Source organism: Pseudomonas gebzensis, from assembly GCF_034427815.1.
Taxonomy (GTDB): domain Bacteria; phylum Pseudomonadota; class Gammaproteobacteria; order Pseudomonadales; family Pseudomonadaceae; genus Aquipseudomonas.
The window spans coordinates 74,024-90,741 of the sequence record NZ_JAXQNS010000014.1; the positions used below are offsets into that span (position 1 = coordinate 74,024).

Genomic DNA, 16,718 nt, shown 5'->3' on the forward strand with positions numbered 1-16,718 from the left:
CATGCCGCGCATGATTTATTCAGGAAGAGTTACCTGGGGCCTGGTCATCTGGGTCGCCAGTTTCAGTGCATGGGGCCAGAGCGAGTTGGTGGTCCGGGTAAAACCGGCCAACAAGGCGTTGAAGGCGAACATCGAGGGCTATGTGGGTAGCCTGGGTAATCGCGACGAAGACGCGCTGTTGCGTTTCAGTCGCGGGGCCGAGGAGCAGGCGCGCAAAGCCGCGCAGGCCCTGGGCTATTACCAGGCGCAGATTGCCTCAGAGGTGCAGCCTGCGAGCGCGGCCGACCCATCGCCGCGCCTGGTGCTGTCGATCCAGCCCGGTGAGCCCGTGCGCCTGCGCAACGTCACTGTGCGCATCGAAGGGCCGGCCAGCGAAATGGCCGCCTTTCGAGTGCCCGACAGCAAGCTGCTGCGCCCAGGCCAGCCGGTCAATCATGGCTATTACGAAGACGCCAAGAGCCTGATTCAGAACCAGGCCTCGCGCTACGGGTTCTTCAGCGGTCGCTTCAGCCGCCAGCGTCTGGCCGTCGATCCGCGTGCCGGCGTTGCCGATATCGAACTGGTCTATCAGAGCGGCCCGCGCTACCGCCTGGGCGCGGTCAGCTTCAATGGCGATACCGTGCTCGACAACGACCTGCTGCAGCGCATGGTCTCGTTCAAGCCCGGTACGCCGTATGATTCCCAGCTGGTCGCCGAACTTACCAACGACCTGCAATCGAGCGGTTACTTCGAAGGGGTCCGGGTCGATGCCGCGCCTACCGCAGCGGTCAACGATCAGGTGCCCGTGGCGGTCAACCTGGAAACCCGTAAGCCACGCACCCTGGGCCTGGGCCTGGGCTTTTCGACTGACGTAGGCCCGCGCGGCAAAGCCAACTGGACCCGCCACTGGGTCAACCCGCAGGGCCACAGCTACGGCTGGGAAGCCGAGCTGTCGGCGCCGCGACAGAACGTCGGCCTGTGGTACGACGTGCCGCTGGACCCGCCGCTCACCGATAAACTGCGCTTTGCCGGTGGCTATCAGAATGAAGAGCTGGCCGGCACCGACACCGTCAGCCAGTTGCTCACCGTCGGCCCCGAATGGCACAGCAAGTTGCCCAGCGGCTGGCAGCGGGTGATTTCCCTCAAGTATCAGCGTGAGGAATACAAGCTCGGCGACGATGCGGGCCTGAGCAACCTGCTGATGCCCGGCATCAGCTATGCCTACTTGCGCAGCGACAACCGCATCGACCCGCACAATGGCTACCGCGTGCAGTTCGACAGCAAGGTAGCCAAGGAGGGGCTGGGCTCGGATTCCAACCTGCTGTACGGCAACGTTACCCTCAAGGGCCTGACCACCGTCGCGCAGAATCACCGCTTGCTCGGCCGTGTGCAGTTCGGCGGCAGCGCCACCAACGACTACAAGAAGAACGTGCCGCCTTCCTTGCGCTTCTTCGCCGGTGGCGACCAGAGCGTGCGTGGCTACGACTACCAGACCTTGTCGCCGAAGAACGGCGACGGCGACCGCATTGGCGGGCGCTACATGGTGGCGGCCAGCGCCGAGTACCAGTATTCGCTGACGGAGAAATGGCGCGTGGCGACGTTCGTGGACCAGGGCAATGCCTTCAACGACCTCGACCTGGGCAGCCTCAAGACCGGCGTCGGCTTCGGGGTGCGTTGGGTGTCACCGATCGGCCCGCTGCGGCTTGATCTGGCCAAGGCGCTGGACGACGACGGCGGTATCCGCCTGCACTTCTCGATGGGGCCTGAACTGTGAGGGTAGGGGTGAAGATCGCGCTGAAAGTGGGCTCGCTGGTGCTGGTCGGGGTGATCGTGCTGGTGCTGGTTGCCCTGGCCGCGGTGCTGGGCAGCCAGGCCGGTAGCCGTTGGGCACTGGGCCTGGTGCCCGGCTTGCAGGTCAGTGAGTTCCAAGGCCAGCTCGGCGGGCACTGGCAGGCCAGTCAGCTGGTGTGGGACGACGGCAAGAACCGTGTCGTCGTACAGGCCCCGCGCCTGGACTGGACGCCGGCCTGCCTGCTGCGCTCTGCGCTGTGCATCGAGCGGCTGCAGGCTGAACGCATCGACCTGGCACTCGCGCCCAGCGAGCCCGACCCGGACAGCGGCCCGCTGCAACTGCCCAAGCTCGACCTGCCCCTGTCCATCGAAGTGGGTGAACTCAAGGTCGGCCAACTGCGCCTGGACGGCAACGAACTGCTCGGCGACCTGCAACTGGCCGCGCACTGGACCACTGAGGGCCTGCGCATCGATCGTCTGCAAGTGCAACGCGAAGACATGCGCGCCGAACTGCAAGGCCTGGTGCAACCCAGCGGCGACTGGCCCTTGCAACTGAGCGGCAGCGTGCAGTTGCCGCCGGTGGACGACAAGCCGCTGCAGCTCCAGTTGAACCTCACCGGCGACCTGCAGAAGACCCTGGCAATCAACGCCACCACCCAAGGCTATCTCGACGCCAGCCTGACCGGGCAGGTGCAGGCATTGGCCGAGAACCTCCCGGCCACGGTGCAGATTCGATCAAACGCATTCAAACCCAGTCAGAGCGTACCAGATACGTTGCAATTCAATGACTTGCAACTCAATGCTACAGGTGATTTGAAAGACGGCTTCGCGTTGAACGGCACGGCTCGGTTGCCGGCCGACAAAGGCCCCATCGCGTTGATGCTGACGGGCCGCGCCGACGCCAAGGGTGCGCAACTCAAGGGCCTGGATCTGACCGCCAACGACAAGCAACGCCTCACCCTGCAGGCCAATGCCGACTGGCAAGAGGGCCTGAAGGCTGACGCGAAGCTCGACTGGTTCGACTTCCCCTGGCTGCGCCTGTACCCAATGGAGCAGCCGCCGCAGGTCACGCTCAAGCGCCTCACGGCACAGGTCACCTACGTCGATGGCACCTACACCGGCCAGTTCAACGGTGACCTTGATGGCCCGGCCGGCGCGTTCAGCCTGGCCAGCCCGTTCGAGGGCGACCTCAAGCAGGTACGCCTGCCCAAGCTGCTGATGAACGCCGGGCAAGGCAAGGCGGCAGGTAGCGTCGCCCTGCAGTTCGCCGATGCCCTGGCCTGGGACGTCGACCTGCAATTGTCGGCGCTTGACCCGGCCTATTGGGTCGCGCAGCTGCCCGGCACCTTGGCAGGGCCGCTGCGCAGCAAAGGCCAGATCAGAGACGAGAAGCTCGACCTCACCGCACAGCTGGACCTCAAGGGCCGCCTGCGCGGGCAACCGGCCGTGCTCAAGGTGGACGCCAACGGCGCTGGCGAGCGCTGGACGCTTGGCGCCCTGGCCGTGCAACTGGGGGCCAACCGCATCAACGGCAGCGGCAGCCTGGAGCAGCGCCTGGCCGGGCGCATCGATATCGACATGCCGCGTCTGGGGCAACTGTGGCCGGGCCTGCAAGGCCAGATGAAAGGCCAACTGGATGTCGCCGGCACCCTGGATGCGCCGCAGGGCAAACTGACGCTGTTGGGACAGCACCTTGCCCAGGACACCAACCGGATCCAGCGCCTGGACCTCACCGCCAACCTCGACAACAACCAGCGCGCAGTGATTGACCTCAAAGCCACGGCCATCAATGCCGGCGATACCGCCTTGGGCACCCTGGTCGCCACTGGCAAGGGCACCCTCAGCCAGCAGGCGCTGACGCTCGGCCTCGCCGGGCCGCAGCTCACACTCGACCTGGCTTTGGATGGCACGCTGGCCAAGGGTGACTGGCGGGGCCGTCTGGCCACCGGCCGCATCCAGGCCGGCGGCCAGGACTGGCGCCTGCAGGCGCCAACCAGCCTGAAGCGCCTGGCCAGTGGTCAGCTCGATTTCGGCGCTCACTGCTGGCGCTCCGGCCAGGCCAGCCTGTGTGGGGATGACCAGCGCCTGGCGCCCGAACCACGGATTCGCTATCACCTCAAGCAGTTCCCGCTTGAGAGCCTGGCGCAGTGGATGCCCAAGGATTTCGCCTGGAAAGGCCTGCTCAATGCGGACGTCAACCTCGACGTGCCGGCCAGCGGCCCGAAAGGCACCGTGCGTGTCGATGCCAGCGGCGGCACCCTGAGCCTGCGCGACCAGGACCGTTGGATCGCCTTCCCGTACCAGGCCCTGCGCCTGGACAGCACCTTGGCGCCACGCCGGGTCGACACGCAACTGACCTTCCAGGGCAAGGGCCTGGGTGCCCTGAGCCTCAACGCCCGCATCGACCCGGTAGCCGCAGACAAACCGGTCTCCGGCGACTTCACTCTCAGCGGTTTGGATATCGCCGTCGCCCGGCCGTTCGCGCCGATGGTCGAGCGCCTGGCCGGGCAGCTCAATGGCAGTGGCCGTATTTCGGGCACCTTGCTGGCGCCGCAGGTGAACGGCAACCTGAACCTCACTGGCGGTGAGGTGAGCGGCGCCGAGTTGCCGATCAGCTTGCAGGACCTGTCGATCCAGGCCGCCATTGCCGGTGAGCAGGTGCGCTTGAGCGGCGGCTGGCGCAGCGGTGAGGCCGGGCGCGGACAGATCGGCGGGCAGATCAACTGGGGCCAGGCCCTGGGGGTCGATGTCCGCCTGCAAGGTCAGCAACTGCCGGTCACCGTCGAGCCCTATGCTCAGCTTGAGGTCTCACCTGATCTGAACATCCGGCTGATCGACGACAAGCTGGCGATTGTCGGCAAGGTGCAGGTGCCAAAGGGCAAGATCACCATTCGCCAACTGCCACCGTCCACGGTGAAGGTCTCGGACGACACGGTGATCGTTGGCCAGCAGACTGCAGAAGGCAAGCCGCCCATGGCCATGGCCATGGACATCGATGTGCAGGTCGGGCAGGAGAAACTCGCCTTCAGCGGCTTCGGCCTCACTGCCGATCTCAAAGGGCGCGTGCACATCGGTGACAACTTGGACACCCGCGGCGAGCTGAACCTGGCTGATGGTCGCTACCGCGCCTATGGCCAGCGCCTCACCATTCGACGCGCGCGGCTGCTGTTCGCCGGGCCGATTGCCCAGCCTTACCTGGACATCGAAGCGATTCGCCAGGTCGATGACGTGACCGCCGGCATTCGCCTCACTGGTAACGCCGAACAGCCGACCGCCACCGTGTTTGCCGAGCCGGCCATGAGCCAGGAACAGGCGTTGTCTTATCTGGTGCTGGGGCGCCCGCTGGGCAACACCGGCGAGGACAACAACATGCTGGCTCAAGCGGCCTTGGGCCTGGGGCTGGCGGGCAGTGCGGGGATGACCGGCAGCCTGGCGACACGCTTGGGCATCGAGGACTTCCAGCTCGACACCGAAGGCAGCGGTAACACTACCAGTGTGGTTGCCAGCGGTAACCTGACCGAACGCTTGAGCCTGCGTTATGGCGTGGGTGTGTTCGAGCCGGCCAATACCATCGCTCTGCGCTACAAGCTCAGCAAGAAGGTCTATGTGGAGGCAGCCAGTGGTGTGGCCAGTTCGCTGGATATCTTCTACAAACGGGACTTTTGACGGGCTGGCTCAGAGGCGCCAGAAGGGCAGGATTAACCAGTCGAAGGGCGGATCAGTCGGCAGACAGCGCCAGGATGCGAGTGATCGGAGATGCCGTATCCTGGCTGATTGCCTGTTTCATGTCTGGAGAGGTCCAGTGAGGGAGGGGTCAGTGCTGGCGGCGGATATTGCCGATCTGTCGCAGGCTCAGGCCGTATTTATCGGCAAGCAGGCTGCGTGAGCAGCCATTGGCGCTCTCTTCCTGTATCTGCAGATTGCGCAATTGCCGCTGAAAGTGATCGACTTTGGGAATCTCCAGCGCCATGCCGGAAAACCGTTTGATCAAGGCATCGAGCGCCTCGTCGGAAAGGATTTCGACCAGACGGGTGCGCTCGCGGTGCTTGGGAATGTATTTGGGTCTGCCACCATAGGCGCGGGTGAGGGTATAGGCATTCTCGATGCCGATGCACTCGATGAGCGATTGCAGTGATTCGGGAAGTTGCTGGGTGTCGATGCGGGAAAGATCTGGCATTTCCATGTTGATTTCCTCGGACGGGGGCTGGTTCGATGCCTGAACGGCCGGTACACACCTGCACGCAAGCGGCGGTCCGGATTCCCGGCAAATTGTCGAACAGCGTCTGAGGGGTCGCTAGGCGCCAAACGGGCCGCCTATTGTAGTAATAATGGGGTCATAGTCGCAGGCAGTGTGGCCTGTGCTCGTAGGAAGAGTCGCCTGGTAATCGCGGCACGCACCGGGTCATCTGTGCTGGTTTCTGCCTGGCAGTTACAAGGTCCAGCGACCCTCTCTACACCGCCGGTCCGCTCAGGACAGGCGCCAGCAACCGCCACATCGCGTTATGATGCGCGCCGCGCTTGACGAACATTCCGGTTTTCGATGCGGTAAGGACGTATTCAATGACACATGTGCAGCGGTTGAAGTATTCGATTCTGATCATCCTGGTGGTCATCGGCCTGATGCTGGGCCTCTCCCATCTGCAGAAACAGGGCACCATCAGCGAACAGACGTTCCAGTACCTGGCTATGGCCATTGCGGTCGTGGTGGTGGTGATCAACGCGATCCTGCGTCGCAAGGTCAAAAAGCCCTGACGCTTCACGGCCGGTTCCTGTGACCGGCCGTTCTCGTTGCAGCCCTCCGCCTGGCCCGCCTGACTCATTCGCCGTCCTGACAGGCCGTCCTGACAGGCCGTCCTGACAGGCCGTCCTGACAGGCCGTCACTTTCAACGTCGCTCCAGCGCCGCACGTGCCGGTGGATTGAGGCTGTAGCACTTGTCGCTGCCCAAGGCGATCACGCCCTCGGTGCACAGACGCTTGAGCACTTCGCGCACGCTGAGAAACGACAGTGGAATATCCAACTGCTCGAGTTGCGCATGCACGCCGCGTACGCCGATGCTACGACCGTCCCTGTCGGCCACGTGCAGGGCCTCGATCACTTTCAGCCGGATCAGGCTGGTGCGCAGGCCATAGACGCGCAGGAGTTCACGAATCTGATCATTGGCCAGTCGCTCCTGCGCGCCCTCCGAGGTGGCGGATGACACAGGGCTGCCCGGTTTGGGCCGCTGAGCATCTGCGGTCGGGTTGTGCATGGGAATACTCCTTGTGGTGAACGGTCCTGAATCGGTGTGTCTCAACTAAGTAAGACGAATGAAAACGAAAAAACTGCACCCGCAGCGAAAATAAATCCTGAATGCCGCTCGCCACGTCTCGCAAGTGAGAGGAGGTGGCTCGACGCGGCCGGGTAAATTTTCCGTACCGGCCATTCGTTTGATCGTGATGACCCTCGATCGATCAGGAGTGCCTGTGATTCCACGTTCGCGCCCGTTGGCGTGCCTCAGCCTGGCGGCCCTCGCCGCCGCCGCGTTCACCCCCCACGCCCAGGCGGCAAGCGATCACGCCAGCGCACAGATTCGCCGCACCAGCTTCGGCGTGCCGCACATTCTGGCCAAGGACGAGCGAGGCCTGGGCTATGGTATCGGCTACGCCTACGGGCAGGACAACCTCTGCCTGCTGGCCGATGAAGTGCTGACCGTCAACGGTGAGCGCTCGCGCCATTTCGGCAGCGAGGGCACGACCGTCGAACAGCGCAACAACCTCGACAGTGACCTGTTCTTCACCTGGCTCAACACGCCGACTGCGGTCAACGCGTTCTTGCAGGCACAGCCTGCCACGGTGCGCGCCTTGCTCGAAGGCTATGCCAGCGGCTACAACCGCGCCTTGGCCGAACGCAGCGCGCAGGGCCTGCCGGTGGAATGTGGCAGCGGCGAAGGGCTCAGGCCCATCACCAGCCTCGACCTGGTAAAGCTGACCCGCCGCCTGCTGGCAGAAGGGGGGATCGGGCAGTTCGCCGAAGCCCTGGTCGGTGCCACGCCACCAGGGGTGGCCACGGCGCAGGTCGATCCACGCTTCGCCAAGGCCCTGGCGCGCCAGCAGCACTTCGCGACAGAACGGGGCAGCAACGCGATTGCAGTTGGCTCGCAGCGCTCGGCCAATAGCCGCGGCCTGCTGCTGGGCAACCCGCATTTCCCCTGGGTCGGCGGCCTGCGCTTTTACCAGATGCACCTGACCATTGCGGGCAAGCTCGATGTCATGGGCGCTGCCTTGCCGGGCCTGCCGATGATCAACATCGGTTTCAACCAGAACCTGGCCTGGACCCATACGGTCGATGCTTCCAAGCATTTCACGCTGTACCGCCTGCAGCTCGACCCGAAAGACCCGACCCGTTACCTGCTCGATGGCCAGTCGCGCCCGCTGCAGCGCCAGACGCTGACGGTCACCGTCAAAGACCCGCAAGGTCAAACTCGGCAGGTACAGCGTGAGGTCTACAGCTCAGCCTTCGGCCCCGTCGTGCAATGGCCCGGCCGCCTGGACTGGGACAGCCGTCATGCCTACAGCCTGCGCGACGCCAATCTCGACAACACGCGCGTCCTGCAGCAGTGGTACCAGATCAACCGCGCCGACAGCCTGCAGGCGCTGAAACGCTCGATCGGCAAGACCCAGGGCATTCCGTGGGTCAACACCTTGGCGGTGGATGCCGGCGGCGAGGCGCTGTACCTGAATCAGTCGGTCGTGCCGTACGTTGACCAGTCGCTGCTGGCCAGCTGCAGCGATCCGGCTGCCAGCGACCAGCCGCTGGTCGTGCTCGATGGCTCGCGGCAGGCCTGCGCCTGGAAGGTCGACCCACAGGCGGCGCAGCCGGGAATCTTCCCCACCACGCAGTTGCCGAGCCTGCAACGTCGGGACTTCGTGCAGAACTCCAATGACTCGGCCTGGATGGTCAATCCGGCGCAGCCGCTGACCGGGTTTTCGCCGCTGGTGAGCCGCAGCGGTCAACCGTTGGGGCTGCGCAGCCGCTTTGCGCTCGACCGCCTGCAGGGACGGGCCAAGCTCGATGCAGCGGCGTTGCGCGACCTTGTGCTGAACGACGATGTGTACCTGGCCGAACTGTTCTTGCCGGACCTGCGTCAGTGGTGCAGCTCGGTACAGCCTGATCTGGCCGCGCTGTGCGCCAGTTTGCTGGCCTGGAATGGCAAGGCCGAGGTCCGTAGCGGCGTAGGCTTCGTGCATTTCCAGCACCTGTTCCAAGCGCTGGCCAGCCAGCCTGAGCTCTGGCGCGTTGCATTCGACCCGGCCGATCCTCAGCACACGCCACGCGGGCTGGCGGTGGAGCAGGCGGCGGTGAGGGCGAAGTTGCGGGAGGCGGCGCTGGCGTCTCTGGCGCAGGTGGAGGAGGAGGGGATCGGCAGCGATAGCCACTGGGGGCAGGTGCAGCAGTCAGCGGGCGGCACGCCGGTGGCCGGTGGCCCGCAGGCCTTGGGCGTGTACAACGCGATGGTCAGCGTGCCGGTAGCGGCGGGCAAGCGCCGGGTCGTCAGCGGCACCAGCTATCTGCAGGTGGTCAGCTTCACCGAGCACGGCCCAGAGGCCCAAGGGTTGTTGGCGTTCTCGCTGTCCAGCGAGTCGGGCTCGGCCCATGCCGAAGACCAGACCCGCGCCTTTGCCGCCCGCCAACTGGCGCCGCTGCCGTTTACCGACGCGCAGATCCAGGCTGATCCGCAGTATCGGGTGTACCGCATCAGCGAGGCGGACGGGACAGCTGGAGCCACTGCAACGATGGGGGGCGAGCACTAAGCGCAGGCAGTGCCCGCCTGGTCGAAGGCGAAATCGTACAAGTGCAGGCCGTGCTCATCGGCCTGTACTGCCCAGCCGCGTTGGTCCCAGTCGCCCAGCACGATTCGCCGGGCCGGCTGGCCATTGACCTGCAGCCGGTGAACCGCCGGGCGGTGCGTGTGGCCGTGAATCAGCGTGCACACGCCTTGGGCAGCCATTTGCCTGGGTACCTCATCAGCGGTGACGTCGACGATATCGCGGGCTTTCATGCGTGTTTGCGCGCGGCTTTCACTGCGCAGCTTGCGCGCCAGCTTCTGCCGGGTGGACAGCGGCAGGTGCCGCAACAGCCACAGGCTCAGCGGGTTGCGCAGGTAGCGGCGCAACTTCATGTAGCCCACGTCGCCCGTGCACAAGGTGTCGCCATGCATCAGCAGCACAGGCTCACCGCCGAGCTGGACCACGCAGGGGTCGGGCAGCAAGGTACAGCCCGCCGCCTTGCAGAACGCTTCGCCGATAAGGAAATCACGGTTGCCGTGCATCAGCAGCACCTGCGTGCCGCTGTCGCTGAGCTGTCGCAAGGCCTGGCAGATCGAGCCCTGGAACGGCGTCATGGCATCGTCGCCGATCCAGGCCTCGAAGAAGTCGCCAAGGATATACAGCGCCGTGGCTTGGCGGGCGCGACCTTCGAGCAGATCAAGAAACGCCCGGGTGATGTCCGGGCGTTCTTCTTGCAGGTGCAGATCGGAGATCAGCAGTATCACTCAATGATCTCGGCTTTCTCGATGACCACGGCCTCTGCCGGCACGTCCTGATGGCCGCCTTTGGAACCGGTAGCGACTTTCTCGATGGCGTCGACGATTTCACGGCCTTCGATCACTTCGCCGAACACCGCATAACCCCAGCCCTGCACGTTCTTGCCGCTGTGGTTGAGGAAATCGTTGTCCGAGGCGTTGATGAAGAACTGCGCAGAAGCCGAATGCGGCTCCATGGTACGCGCCATGGCAACGCTGTACTTGGCGTTTTTCAGGCCGTTGTCGGCTTCGTTCTGGATGGTCGCGCGGGTTTTCTTCTGGCTCATGTTGGCATCGAAACCGCCGCCCTGGATCATGAAGCCCTTGATCACGCGGTGGAAGATGGTGCCATCGAAGTGGCCGTCTTTGACGTACTGCACGAAGTTCTCAACGGTCTGCGGGGCTTTGTCGGCATTCAGTTGCAGAACGATGTCGCCGTGGTTGGTGCTCAGTTTGACTTTGGACATGCGGGAACTCGCTATTTCAAGGCATATAAGAACGTGGCTGCGCCGGGCGCTTGCCGTTACCTGACGCGTGCTCTGACCGGTACGACACATCAAAGGTGCCGCGCGGCGGTCAGGGCGGGACAAATCGCGGTAGATTGCGGTGTTCGGCTGTCAGCCACTTGACTGCATCGGCTATGATAGGCCCTTTGATTGAATCGGCCTACCCGGCCCGACACGTGCATTCAAGGATCCTATGAGCAAGCCCACTGCCGACACCGCGCCCAACGCCGCTGCCAAAGGCGCCCCCGCTGTTCCTGCAAACTTCCTGCGGCCCATCGTTCAAGCTGATCTGGACGCCGGCAAGCACGCCCGCATCGTCACCCGGTTCCCCCCAGAGCCCAACGGTTACCTGCACATCGGCCACGCCAAGTCGATCTGCGTGAACTTCGGCCTGGCCCAGGAATTCGGCGGCGACTGCCACCTGCGCTTCGATGACACCAACCCGGCCAAGGAAGACCAGGAATACATCGATGCCATCCAGCGCGATGTGAAGTGGCTGGGTTTCGAGTGGGCCGGCAAGGTGCGCTTCGCCTCAGACTATTTCGGCCAGTTGCACGAGTGGGCCATCGAGCTGATCAAGCAGGGCAAGGCGTATGTCTGCGACCTGACCCCGGATCAAGCCAAGGAATATCGCGGCAGCTTGTTCGAACCAGGCAAGGACAGCCCGTTCCGCGACCGTAGCGTGGAAGAGAACCTCGACCTGTTCGCCCGCATGAAAGCCGGTGAGTTCAAGGACGGTGAGCGCGTGTTGCGGGCCAGGATCGACATGGCCTCGCCGAACATGAACCTGCGCGACCCGATCCTGTACCGCATCCGCCACGCGCACCACCACCAGACCGGCAACGACTGGTGCATCTACCCCAACTATGACTTCACCCATGGCCAGTCCGACGCCATCGAAGGCATCACTCATTCGATCTGCACCCTGGAGTTCGAAGCCCATAGGCCGCTGTACGAGTGGTTCCTCGACAACCTGCCCGTACCGGCGCACCCACGTCAGTACGAGTTCAGCCGCCTGAACCTGAACTACACCATCACCTCCAAGCGCAAGCTCAAGCAGCTGGTCGATGAAAAGCACGTCGACTCCTGGGACGACCCGCGCATGTCGACGCTGTCGGGCTACCGCCGCCGTGGCTACACGCCGGCCTCGATCCGCAACTTCTGCGACATGGTCGGCACCAACCGTTCCGACGGCGTGGTCGACATGTCCATGCTCGAATTCAGCATCCGTGACGACCTCGACCGCACCGCGCCGCGCGCCATGTGCGTGTTGCGTCCGTTGAAAGTGGTCATCACCAACTACCCGCAAGGCCAGGTCGAACAGCTCCAACTGCCGCGCCACCCGAAAGAAGACATGGGCGTACGCGTGCTGCCGTTCGCTCGCGAGCTGTATATCGACCGTGACGACTACATGGAAGAGCCGCCCAAGGGCTACAAGCGTCTGGAACCTACCGGTGAAGTGCGCCTGCGCGGCAGCTATGTGATCCGTGCCGACGAAGCCATCAAGGACGCCGACGGCAACATCGTCGAGCTGCGTTGCTCGTATGACCCGGATACCCTCGGCAAGAACCCGGAAGGGCGCAAGGTCAAGGGCGTGATTCACTGGGTGCCGGCCGCCGACAGCGTGGAGTGCGAAGTGCGCCTCTACGACCGCCTGTTCCGCTCCGCCAACCCGGAAAAGACCGAAGACGGTGGCAGCTTCCTCGACAACATCAATCCCGACTCGCTGCAGGTGCTCAGTGGCTGCCGCGCTGAGCCGTCGCTGGCCCAGGCGCAGCCCGAAGACCGTTTCCAGTTCGAGCGTGAAGGCTATTTCTGCGTCGACCTGAAGGACAGCCAGCCCGGCCGTCCCGTGTTCAACCGCACTGTCACCCTGCGTGACTCCTGGGGCAGCTGAGGAATCGTCGTGCTTACCGTCTACAACACACTGAGCAAGCAGAAAGAAGTCTTCAAGCCGCTCGATGGCAACAACGTGCGCATGTACGTCTGCGGCATGACCGTGTACGACTACTGCCACCTGGGCCACGGTCGCAGCATGGTGGCCTTCGACCTGGTGACCCGCTGGCTGCGCAAGAGCGGCTACGCGCTGACCTACGTGCGCAACATCACCGACATCGACGACAAGATCATCAACCGCGCCAACCAGAACGGCGAGCGCTTCGATGAGCTGACCGCGCGCATGATCGATGCCATGCACGAAGACGAGCGCCGCCTCAATATCCTGCCACCGGATCAGGAACCGCGAGCCACCGACCATATTCCCGGCATGCACGCGATGATCCAGACCTTGATCGACAAGGGCTACGCCTATGCCCCGGGCAATGGCGACGTGTACTACCGCGTCGGCAAGTTCGTCGGCTACGGCAAGCTATCGCGCAAGAAGGTCGAAGACCTGCGCATCGGCGCGCGCATCGAAGTGGGCGAGTCCAAGCAGGACCCGCTCGATTTCGTGCTGTGGAAGGGCGTCAAGCCCGGCGAGCCCAGCTGGGAATCGCCGTGGGGTCCGGGCCGTCCGGGCTGGCACATCGAGTGCTCGGTGATGTCGACGTGCTGCCTGGGCGAGAGCTTCGACATTCACGGTGGCGGCAGTGACCTCGAATTCCCGCACCACGAGAACGAGATCGCGCAGAGCGAAGCGGCCACTGGCAAGCAGTACGCCAATGCCTGGATGCACTGCGGCATGATCCGTATCAATGGCGAGAAGATGTCCAAGTCGTTGAACAACTTCTTCACCCTTCGCGAGGTGCTGGAAAAGTACCACCCCGAAGTGGTGCGTTACCTGCTGGTGGCCAGCCATTACCGCAGCGCCATCAACTATTCCGAAGACAGCCTGCGCGATGCCAAGGCGGCGCTGGAGCGTTTCTACCATGCGCTGCGCGGTTTGCCGCGCGTTGCCCCGGCTGGCGGCGAGGCGTTCGTCGAGCGCTTCACCACGGCCATGAACGACGACTTCGGCACCCCCGAAGCCTGCGCCGTGCTGTTCGATCTGGTGCGCGAGATCAACCGCCTGCGCGACAGCGACCCTCAGGCCGCTGCCGGCCTGGCCGGACGCTTGCGCGAGCTGGGCGATGTGCTGGGTGTGCTGCAGCTCGAAGCCGATGACTTCCTGCGTGCAGGCGCTGAAGGCAAGGTCGATGCCGTTGAGGTCGAAGCGCTGATCCAGGCGCGTCTGCAAGCGCGCAGCGAGAAGCACTGGGCCGAGTCCGACCGGATTCGTGATCAGTTGACGGCGATGGGTGTGGTGTTGGAAGACAGCAAGGGCACGACTACCTGGCGCCTGGCTGACTGACACCGCCAAGCTTGGTCAAGAGATCGGGCCGCCAACCCGCTGTACCTGCGCATTGTGCAGGTACGCGGGTTGGCGGCCCGATTGACGTTTGAGGTCCCGCGCCCATCAGACGTACATGTCGAACGTGTGTAGGAAGCGAGCACCTGATAGCCCGATAACACAGGCTCGGTGTGTAGGGCCTTGACTGAAACTCGGGAGTGTTCGAACAACATCCAAGGTAGGCCCGTACTCACTGGGCCTTACCACCCTCAGCAGACCTGGACGAGTGCAGACGAACCTGAACTCGCCCTCGGCGACTACACCCGAAACTGGTCCATCAATCCCTGCTGCTGATTCGCCAGCTGGTTCAGCGACTGGCTCACCCGCGCCGACTCGTTCGCCTGCCCGGACAACGATTCGGTGACATCGCGAATGGTCGCGATGTTGCTGTTGATCTCTTCGGCCACCGCGCTCTGTTCCTCGGCGGCACTGGCGATCTGCAGGTTCATGTCGGTGATCACCGACACCGCATTGCCGATTCGCTGCAAGGCGGTGGCCGCTGCCGACACCTGCTCGACACCGCCCTGGGCCTGCCGATGGCTGCCCTGCATGGCGCCGACGACCTCCTGCGTTCCGGCCTGCAGCGCCTCGATCACCTGGCGGGTTTCCTCGACCGATTCTTGCGTGCGGCGAGCGAGGTTGCGTACTTCATCGGCCACCACGGCAAAGCCACGGCCCGCTTCCCCGGCGCGCGCGGCTTCGATGGCGGCGTTGAGTGCCAGCAGATTGGTCTGTTCGGCGATCGAGCGAATCACTTCCAGCACCGAACCGATCTTGTCGCTGTTCTGCGCAAGGCCTGCGACCTGATCCATGGCCGTGCTCATGTCCGCCGCCAGGGCGTCGATGCTCTGGGTGGTGCGCTCGATGACCGACAAGCCCTCGCGGGTCGCCTGGTCGGCATCGCGCGCAGCTTGCGCAGCCTGGGCAGCACTGCGGGCGACGTCCTGGGCAGTGGCGCTCATTTCGTGGGAGGCGGTAGCGGCCTGATCGACCTGGCGGTACTGCTGTTCCATGCCGGCGCTGGTCTGGCTGGCGATGGCGGCCGACTGGTCGGCGGTGCTGCGCGCAGCCTGCACCGACTGCTTCACCTCGGCGATGGTCGGCTGCAGCTTGTCGAGAAAGCGGTTGAACCAACCGGCCAGTTCGCCCAGCTCGTCGCGCTTGTCGTAGGTCAGGCGACGGGTGAGGTCGCCTTCGCCGCTGGCGATGTCCTTGAGCATGGCGGCCACGTTGAGGATCGGCCGGGTCACGCCGCGCGCCAACAGCCACACCAGCAGCAGCCCGGCCAGCGCGGCCGCGACGCCGAGCGCCAGTTGCAGCAGCATGCCCTGGGTATTGAGCGCGTCGAGTTCACCCTTGAGCGCTTCGGCGGGGGCGGTCAGGACGCTCTTGGGCAGGTCGAGCAACACGCCCCAGTGTTGACTGCCGGGAATCGGCTCGAAGCTGGTCAGCACCTTGAGCCGCGCGTCGTGCTCGACCACTTGCTGCGCCTGGCGCTGGCCGAGGTTGCGCACCAGTTCCGCGCCTTGGGCGGGGTCGACTTGCTCGTAGCGCTGCGACAGCTTGCTGGCATCGGCGCTGTAGCCTGCGAGCAGGCCAGCCGGGCTGAGGATGCCGACCGTGGTGCGGCCCTCGTACAGCCCAGCGCTGGCGCGCTCGCTGATGGCCTGCAGGCTGTTCAGATTGATGTCGGTGGACAGTGTACCGATCACCTTGCCGCCTTCGATCAGCGGGAAGACGATGCTGGTCATCAGCACCTGCTGGCCATCGATGGCATAGAAGTACGGTTCGCTGATGCACACCTTGGCCGTGGTGCGCGGGCACACCCACCAGGTGTTGGCCGGCTCGCCGCTGGGGCCGATGCTGGTGTCGGCCAGGTCTTTTTCGGGCAGGGCCATCGAGGTGAGCTGGCCTGGACGCGGCTGCGACCAGTACAGCGCAAAGCGGCCCTCGGCGTTGCTGCCCAACGCTTGCTGGCCGTTGAACTGGCTGTCGCGCTGATCGAGTGCATTGGGCTCGAACACCAGCGAGAAGCCGAGCAGATCGGGATTGCCCTGCAGCGCCTTGTGGACCTGATCGGTCATGTCCTGGCGTAGGTCACGGGCATCGAGTTGGCGCTTTTGCGCCTGCTCACGCACGAACATCAATTGCCGGGCAAGGCCACCGCCGTACTGGTAGGCATCCATGAACTGGCGGCGAACATTCAGGCCCTGGGCTTCGCTCTGCGCTTCGAGGCGCGCCTGGGCGACCTTGCTCAGCATCTGCACGCTGCTGGCTTCGACCAGCCCGGCGCTGGCGTTCATGCGGTAGAGGGACAGGCCGACCAGCAGGGTAACGATGCTGGCCAGGCACAGGCCGGCCAGCAGGGTGATCTTCCATTGAATGGACAGTTGGCGCAGCGGCATGGAGTGAGTTCTCTTGAAATCGATTCTGGGGTCGGTACGACATCGATCTGCGCAGGGCCAGGTGGTGTGGGTCCGCAGCACGTGACCGGCCACGGTCCCCGGTGCTGCTGTGCCTGGCGCATGGCGCTGACGCCTGCCGTACTGACC

The 16,718-nt window shown here is 64.3% G+C and carries 11 protein-coding genes and 1 pseudogene; 6 read left to right on the forward strand and 6 right to left on the reverse strand.

All coding sequences use genetic code 11. The features are described from left to right. The first annotated feature begins 10 nt into the window (after positions 1-10). Together SJI00_RS21765 and SJI00_RS21770 are read left to right on the forward strand one after the other, a co-directional pair. Positions 11-1,753, forward strand: a complete 1,743-nt coding sequence (locus SJI00_RS21765) for an autotransporter assembly complex protein TamA (protein WP_322463749.1) — start codon at positions 11-13, stop codon at positions 1,751-1,753. Positions 1,754-1,761: 8 nt separating this feature from the next. Then, positions 1,762-5,436, forward strand: a complete 3,675-nt coding sequence (locus tag SJI00_RS21770; RefSeq protein WP_322463750.1) for a translocation/assembly module TamB domain-containing protein — start codon at positions 1,762-1,764, stop codon at positions 5,434-5,436. Positions 5,437-5,584: 148 nt separating this feature from the next. Here SJI00_RS21770 and SJI00_RS21775 read toward each other — a convergent pair whose 3' ends face one another. Continuing rightward, on the reverse strand, positions 5,585-5,953 hold the full coding sequence (locus SJI00_RS21775; protein WP_322463751.1) for a Mor transcription activator family protein: 369 nt from the start codon (positions 5,951-5,953) through the stop codon (positions 5,585-5,587). 377 nt (positions 5,954-6,330) lie between these two features. Between SJI00_RS21775 and SJI00_RS21780 the strand changes: the two genes are divergently transcribed. After that, positions 6,331-6,522, forward strand: coding sequence for a hypothetical protein (locus SJI00_RS21780; protein ID WP_322463752.1), 192 nt, complete (start codon positions 6,331-6,333; stop codon positions 6,520-6,522). A gap of 132 nt (positions 6,523-6,654) precedes the next feature. Here SJI00_RS21780 and SJI00_RS21785 read toward each other — a convergent pair whose 3' ends face one another. Beyond that, positions 6,655-7,020 carry a fe2+ zn2+ uptake regulation protein gene (locus SJI00_RS21785; protein ID WP_322463753.1) on the reverse strand — a complete coding sequence of 122 codons (366 nt, stop codon included), beginning with the start codon at positions 7,018-7,020 and terminating at the stop codon, positions 6,655-6,657. Positions 7,021-7,234: 214 nt separating this feature from the next. Here SJI00_RS21785 and pvdQ point away from each other — a divergent pair, with 214 nt between their 5' ends. After that, entirely contained in the window at positions 7,235-9,562 is a 2,328-nt protein-coding gene (gene pvdQ, locus SJI00_RS21790; RefSeq protein ID WP_322463754.1) for a bifunctional acylase PvdQ, read from the forward strand. Here pvdQ and lpxH read toward each other — a convergent pair. Then, on the reverse strand, positions 9,559-10,302 hold the full coding sequence (gene lpxH / locus SJI00_RS21795) for a UDP-2,3-diacylglucosamine diphosphatase (protein ID WP_322463755.1): 744 nt from the start codon (positions 10,300-10,302) through the stop codon (positions 9,559-9,561). The two genes, pvdQ and lpxH, sit on opposite strands and share 4 nt — an antisense overlap. Continuing rightward, complete coding sequence (locus SJI00_RS21800) at positions 10,299-10,799, reverse strand: peptidylprolyl isomerase (protein WP_322463756.1); 501 nt, start codon at positions 10,797-10,799, stop codon at positions 10,299-10,301. The genes lpxH and SJI00_RS21800 overlap by 4 nt, the downstream gene beginning before the upstream one ends. Before the next feature lie 232 nt (positions 10,800-11,031). Here SJI00_RS21800 and SJI00_RS21805 point away from each other — a divergent pair, with 232 nt between their 5' ends. Together SJI00_RS21805 and cysS are read left to right on the forward strand one after the other, a co-directional pair. Then, entirely contained in the window at positions 11,032-12,735 is a 1,704-nt protein-coding gene (locus SJI00_RS21805; protein ID WP_322463757.1) for a glutamine--tRNA ligase/YqeY domain fusion protein, read from the forward strand. 9 nt (positions 12,736-12,744) lie between these two features. Further along, positions 12,745-14,127, forward strand: coding sequence for a cysteine--tRNA ligase (cysS, locus tag SJI00_RS21810; RefSeq protein ID WP_322463758.1), 1,383 nt, complete (start codon positions 12,745-12,747; stop codon positions 14,125-14,127). 296 nt (positions 14,128-14,423) lie between these two features. Here the strand turns inward: cysS and SJI00_RS22710 are convergent, their stop codons facing one another. Together SJI00_RS22710 and SJI00_RS22715 are read right to left on the reverse strand one after the other, a co-directional pair. After that, positions 14,424-15,179: a methyl-accepting chemotaxis protein gene (locus SJI00_RS22710; RefSeq protein WP_416221077.1), complete on the reverse strand. Its 756-nt coding sequence runs from the start codon at positions 15,177-15,179 to the stop codon at positions 14,424-14,426. Positions 15,180-15,281: 102 nt separating this feature from the next. Further along, positions 15,282-16,571 (reverse strand): annotated as a pseudogene (locus SJI00_RS22715) (methyl-accepting chemotaxis protein); the annotation flags it as partial. Between the last annotated feature and the right edge of the window lie 147 nt (positions 16,572-16,718).

Bases quoted from the DNA above. Each gene is read 5' to 3' on its own strand.
- SJI00_RS21775 (WP_322463751.1), bottom strand. From the start codon at position 5,953: ATGGAAATGCCAGATCTTTCCCGCATCGACACCCAGCAACTTCCCGAA.
- SJI00_RS21780 (WP_322463752.1), top strand. From the start codon at position 6,331: ATGACACATGTGCAGCGGTTGAAGTATTCGATTCTGATCATCCTGGTG.
- SJI00_RS22710 (WP_416221077.1), bottom strand. From the start codon at position 15,179: ATGGAACAGCAGTACCGCCAGGTCGATCAGGCCGCTACCGCCTCCCAC.
- SJI00_RS21765 (WP_322463749.1), top strand. From the start codon at position 11: ATGATTTATTCAGGAAGAGTTACCTGGGGCCTGGTCATCTGGGTCGCC.
- SJI00_RS21800 (WP_322463756.1), bottom strand. From the start codon at position 10,799: ATGTCCAAAGTCAAACTGAGCACCAACCACGGCGACATCGTTCTGCAA.
- SJI00_RS21785 (WP_322463753.1), bottom strand. From the start codon at position 7,020: ATGCACAACCCGACCGCAGATGCTCAGCGGCCCAAACCGGGCAGCCCT.
- SJI00_RS21805 (WP_322463757.1), top strand. From the start codon at position 11,032: ATGAGCAAGCCCACTGCCGACACCGCGCCCAACGCCGCTGCCAAAGGC.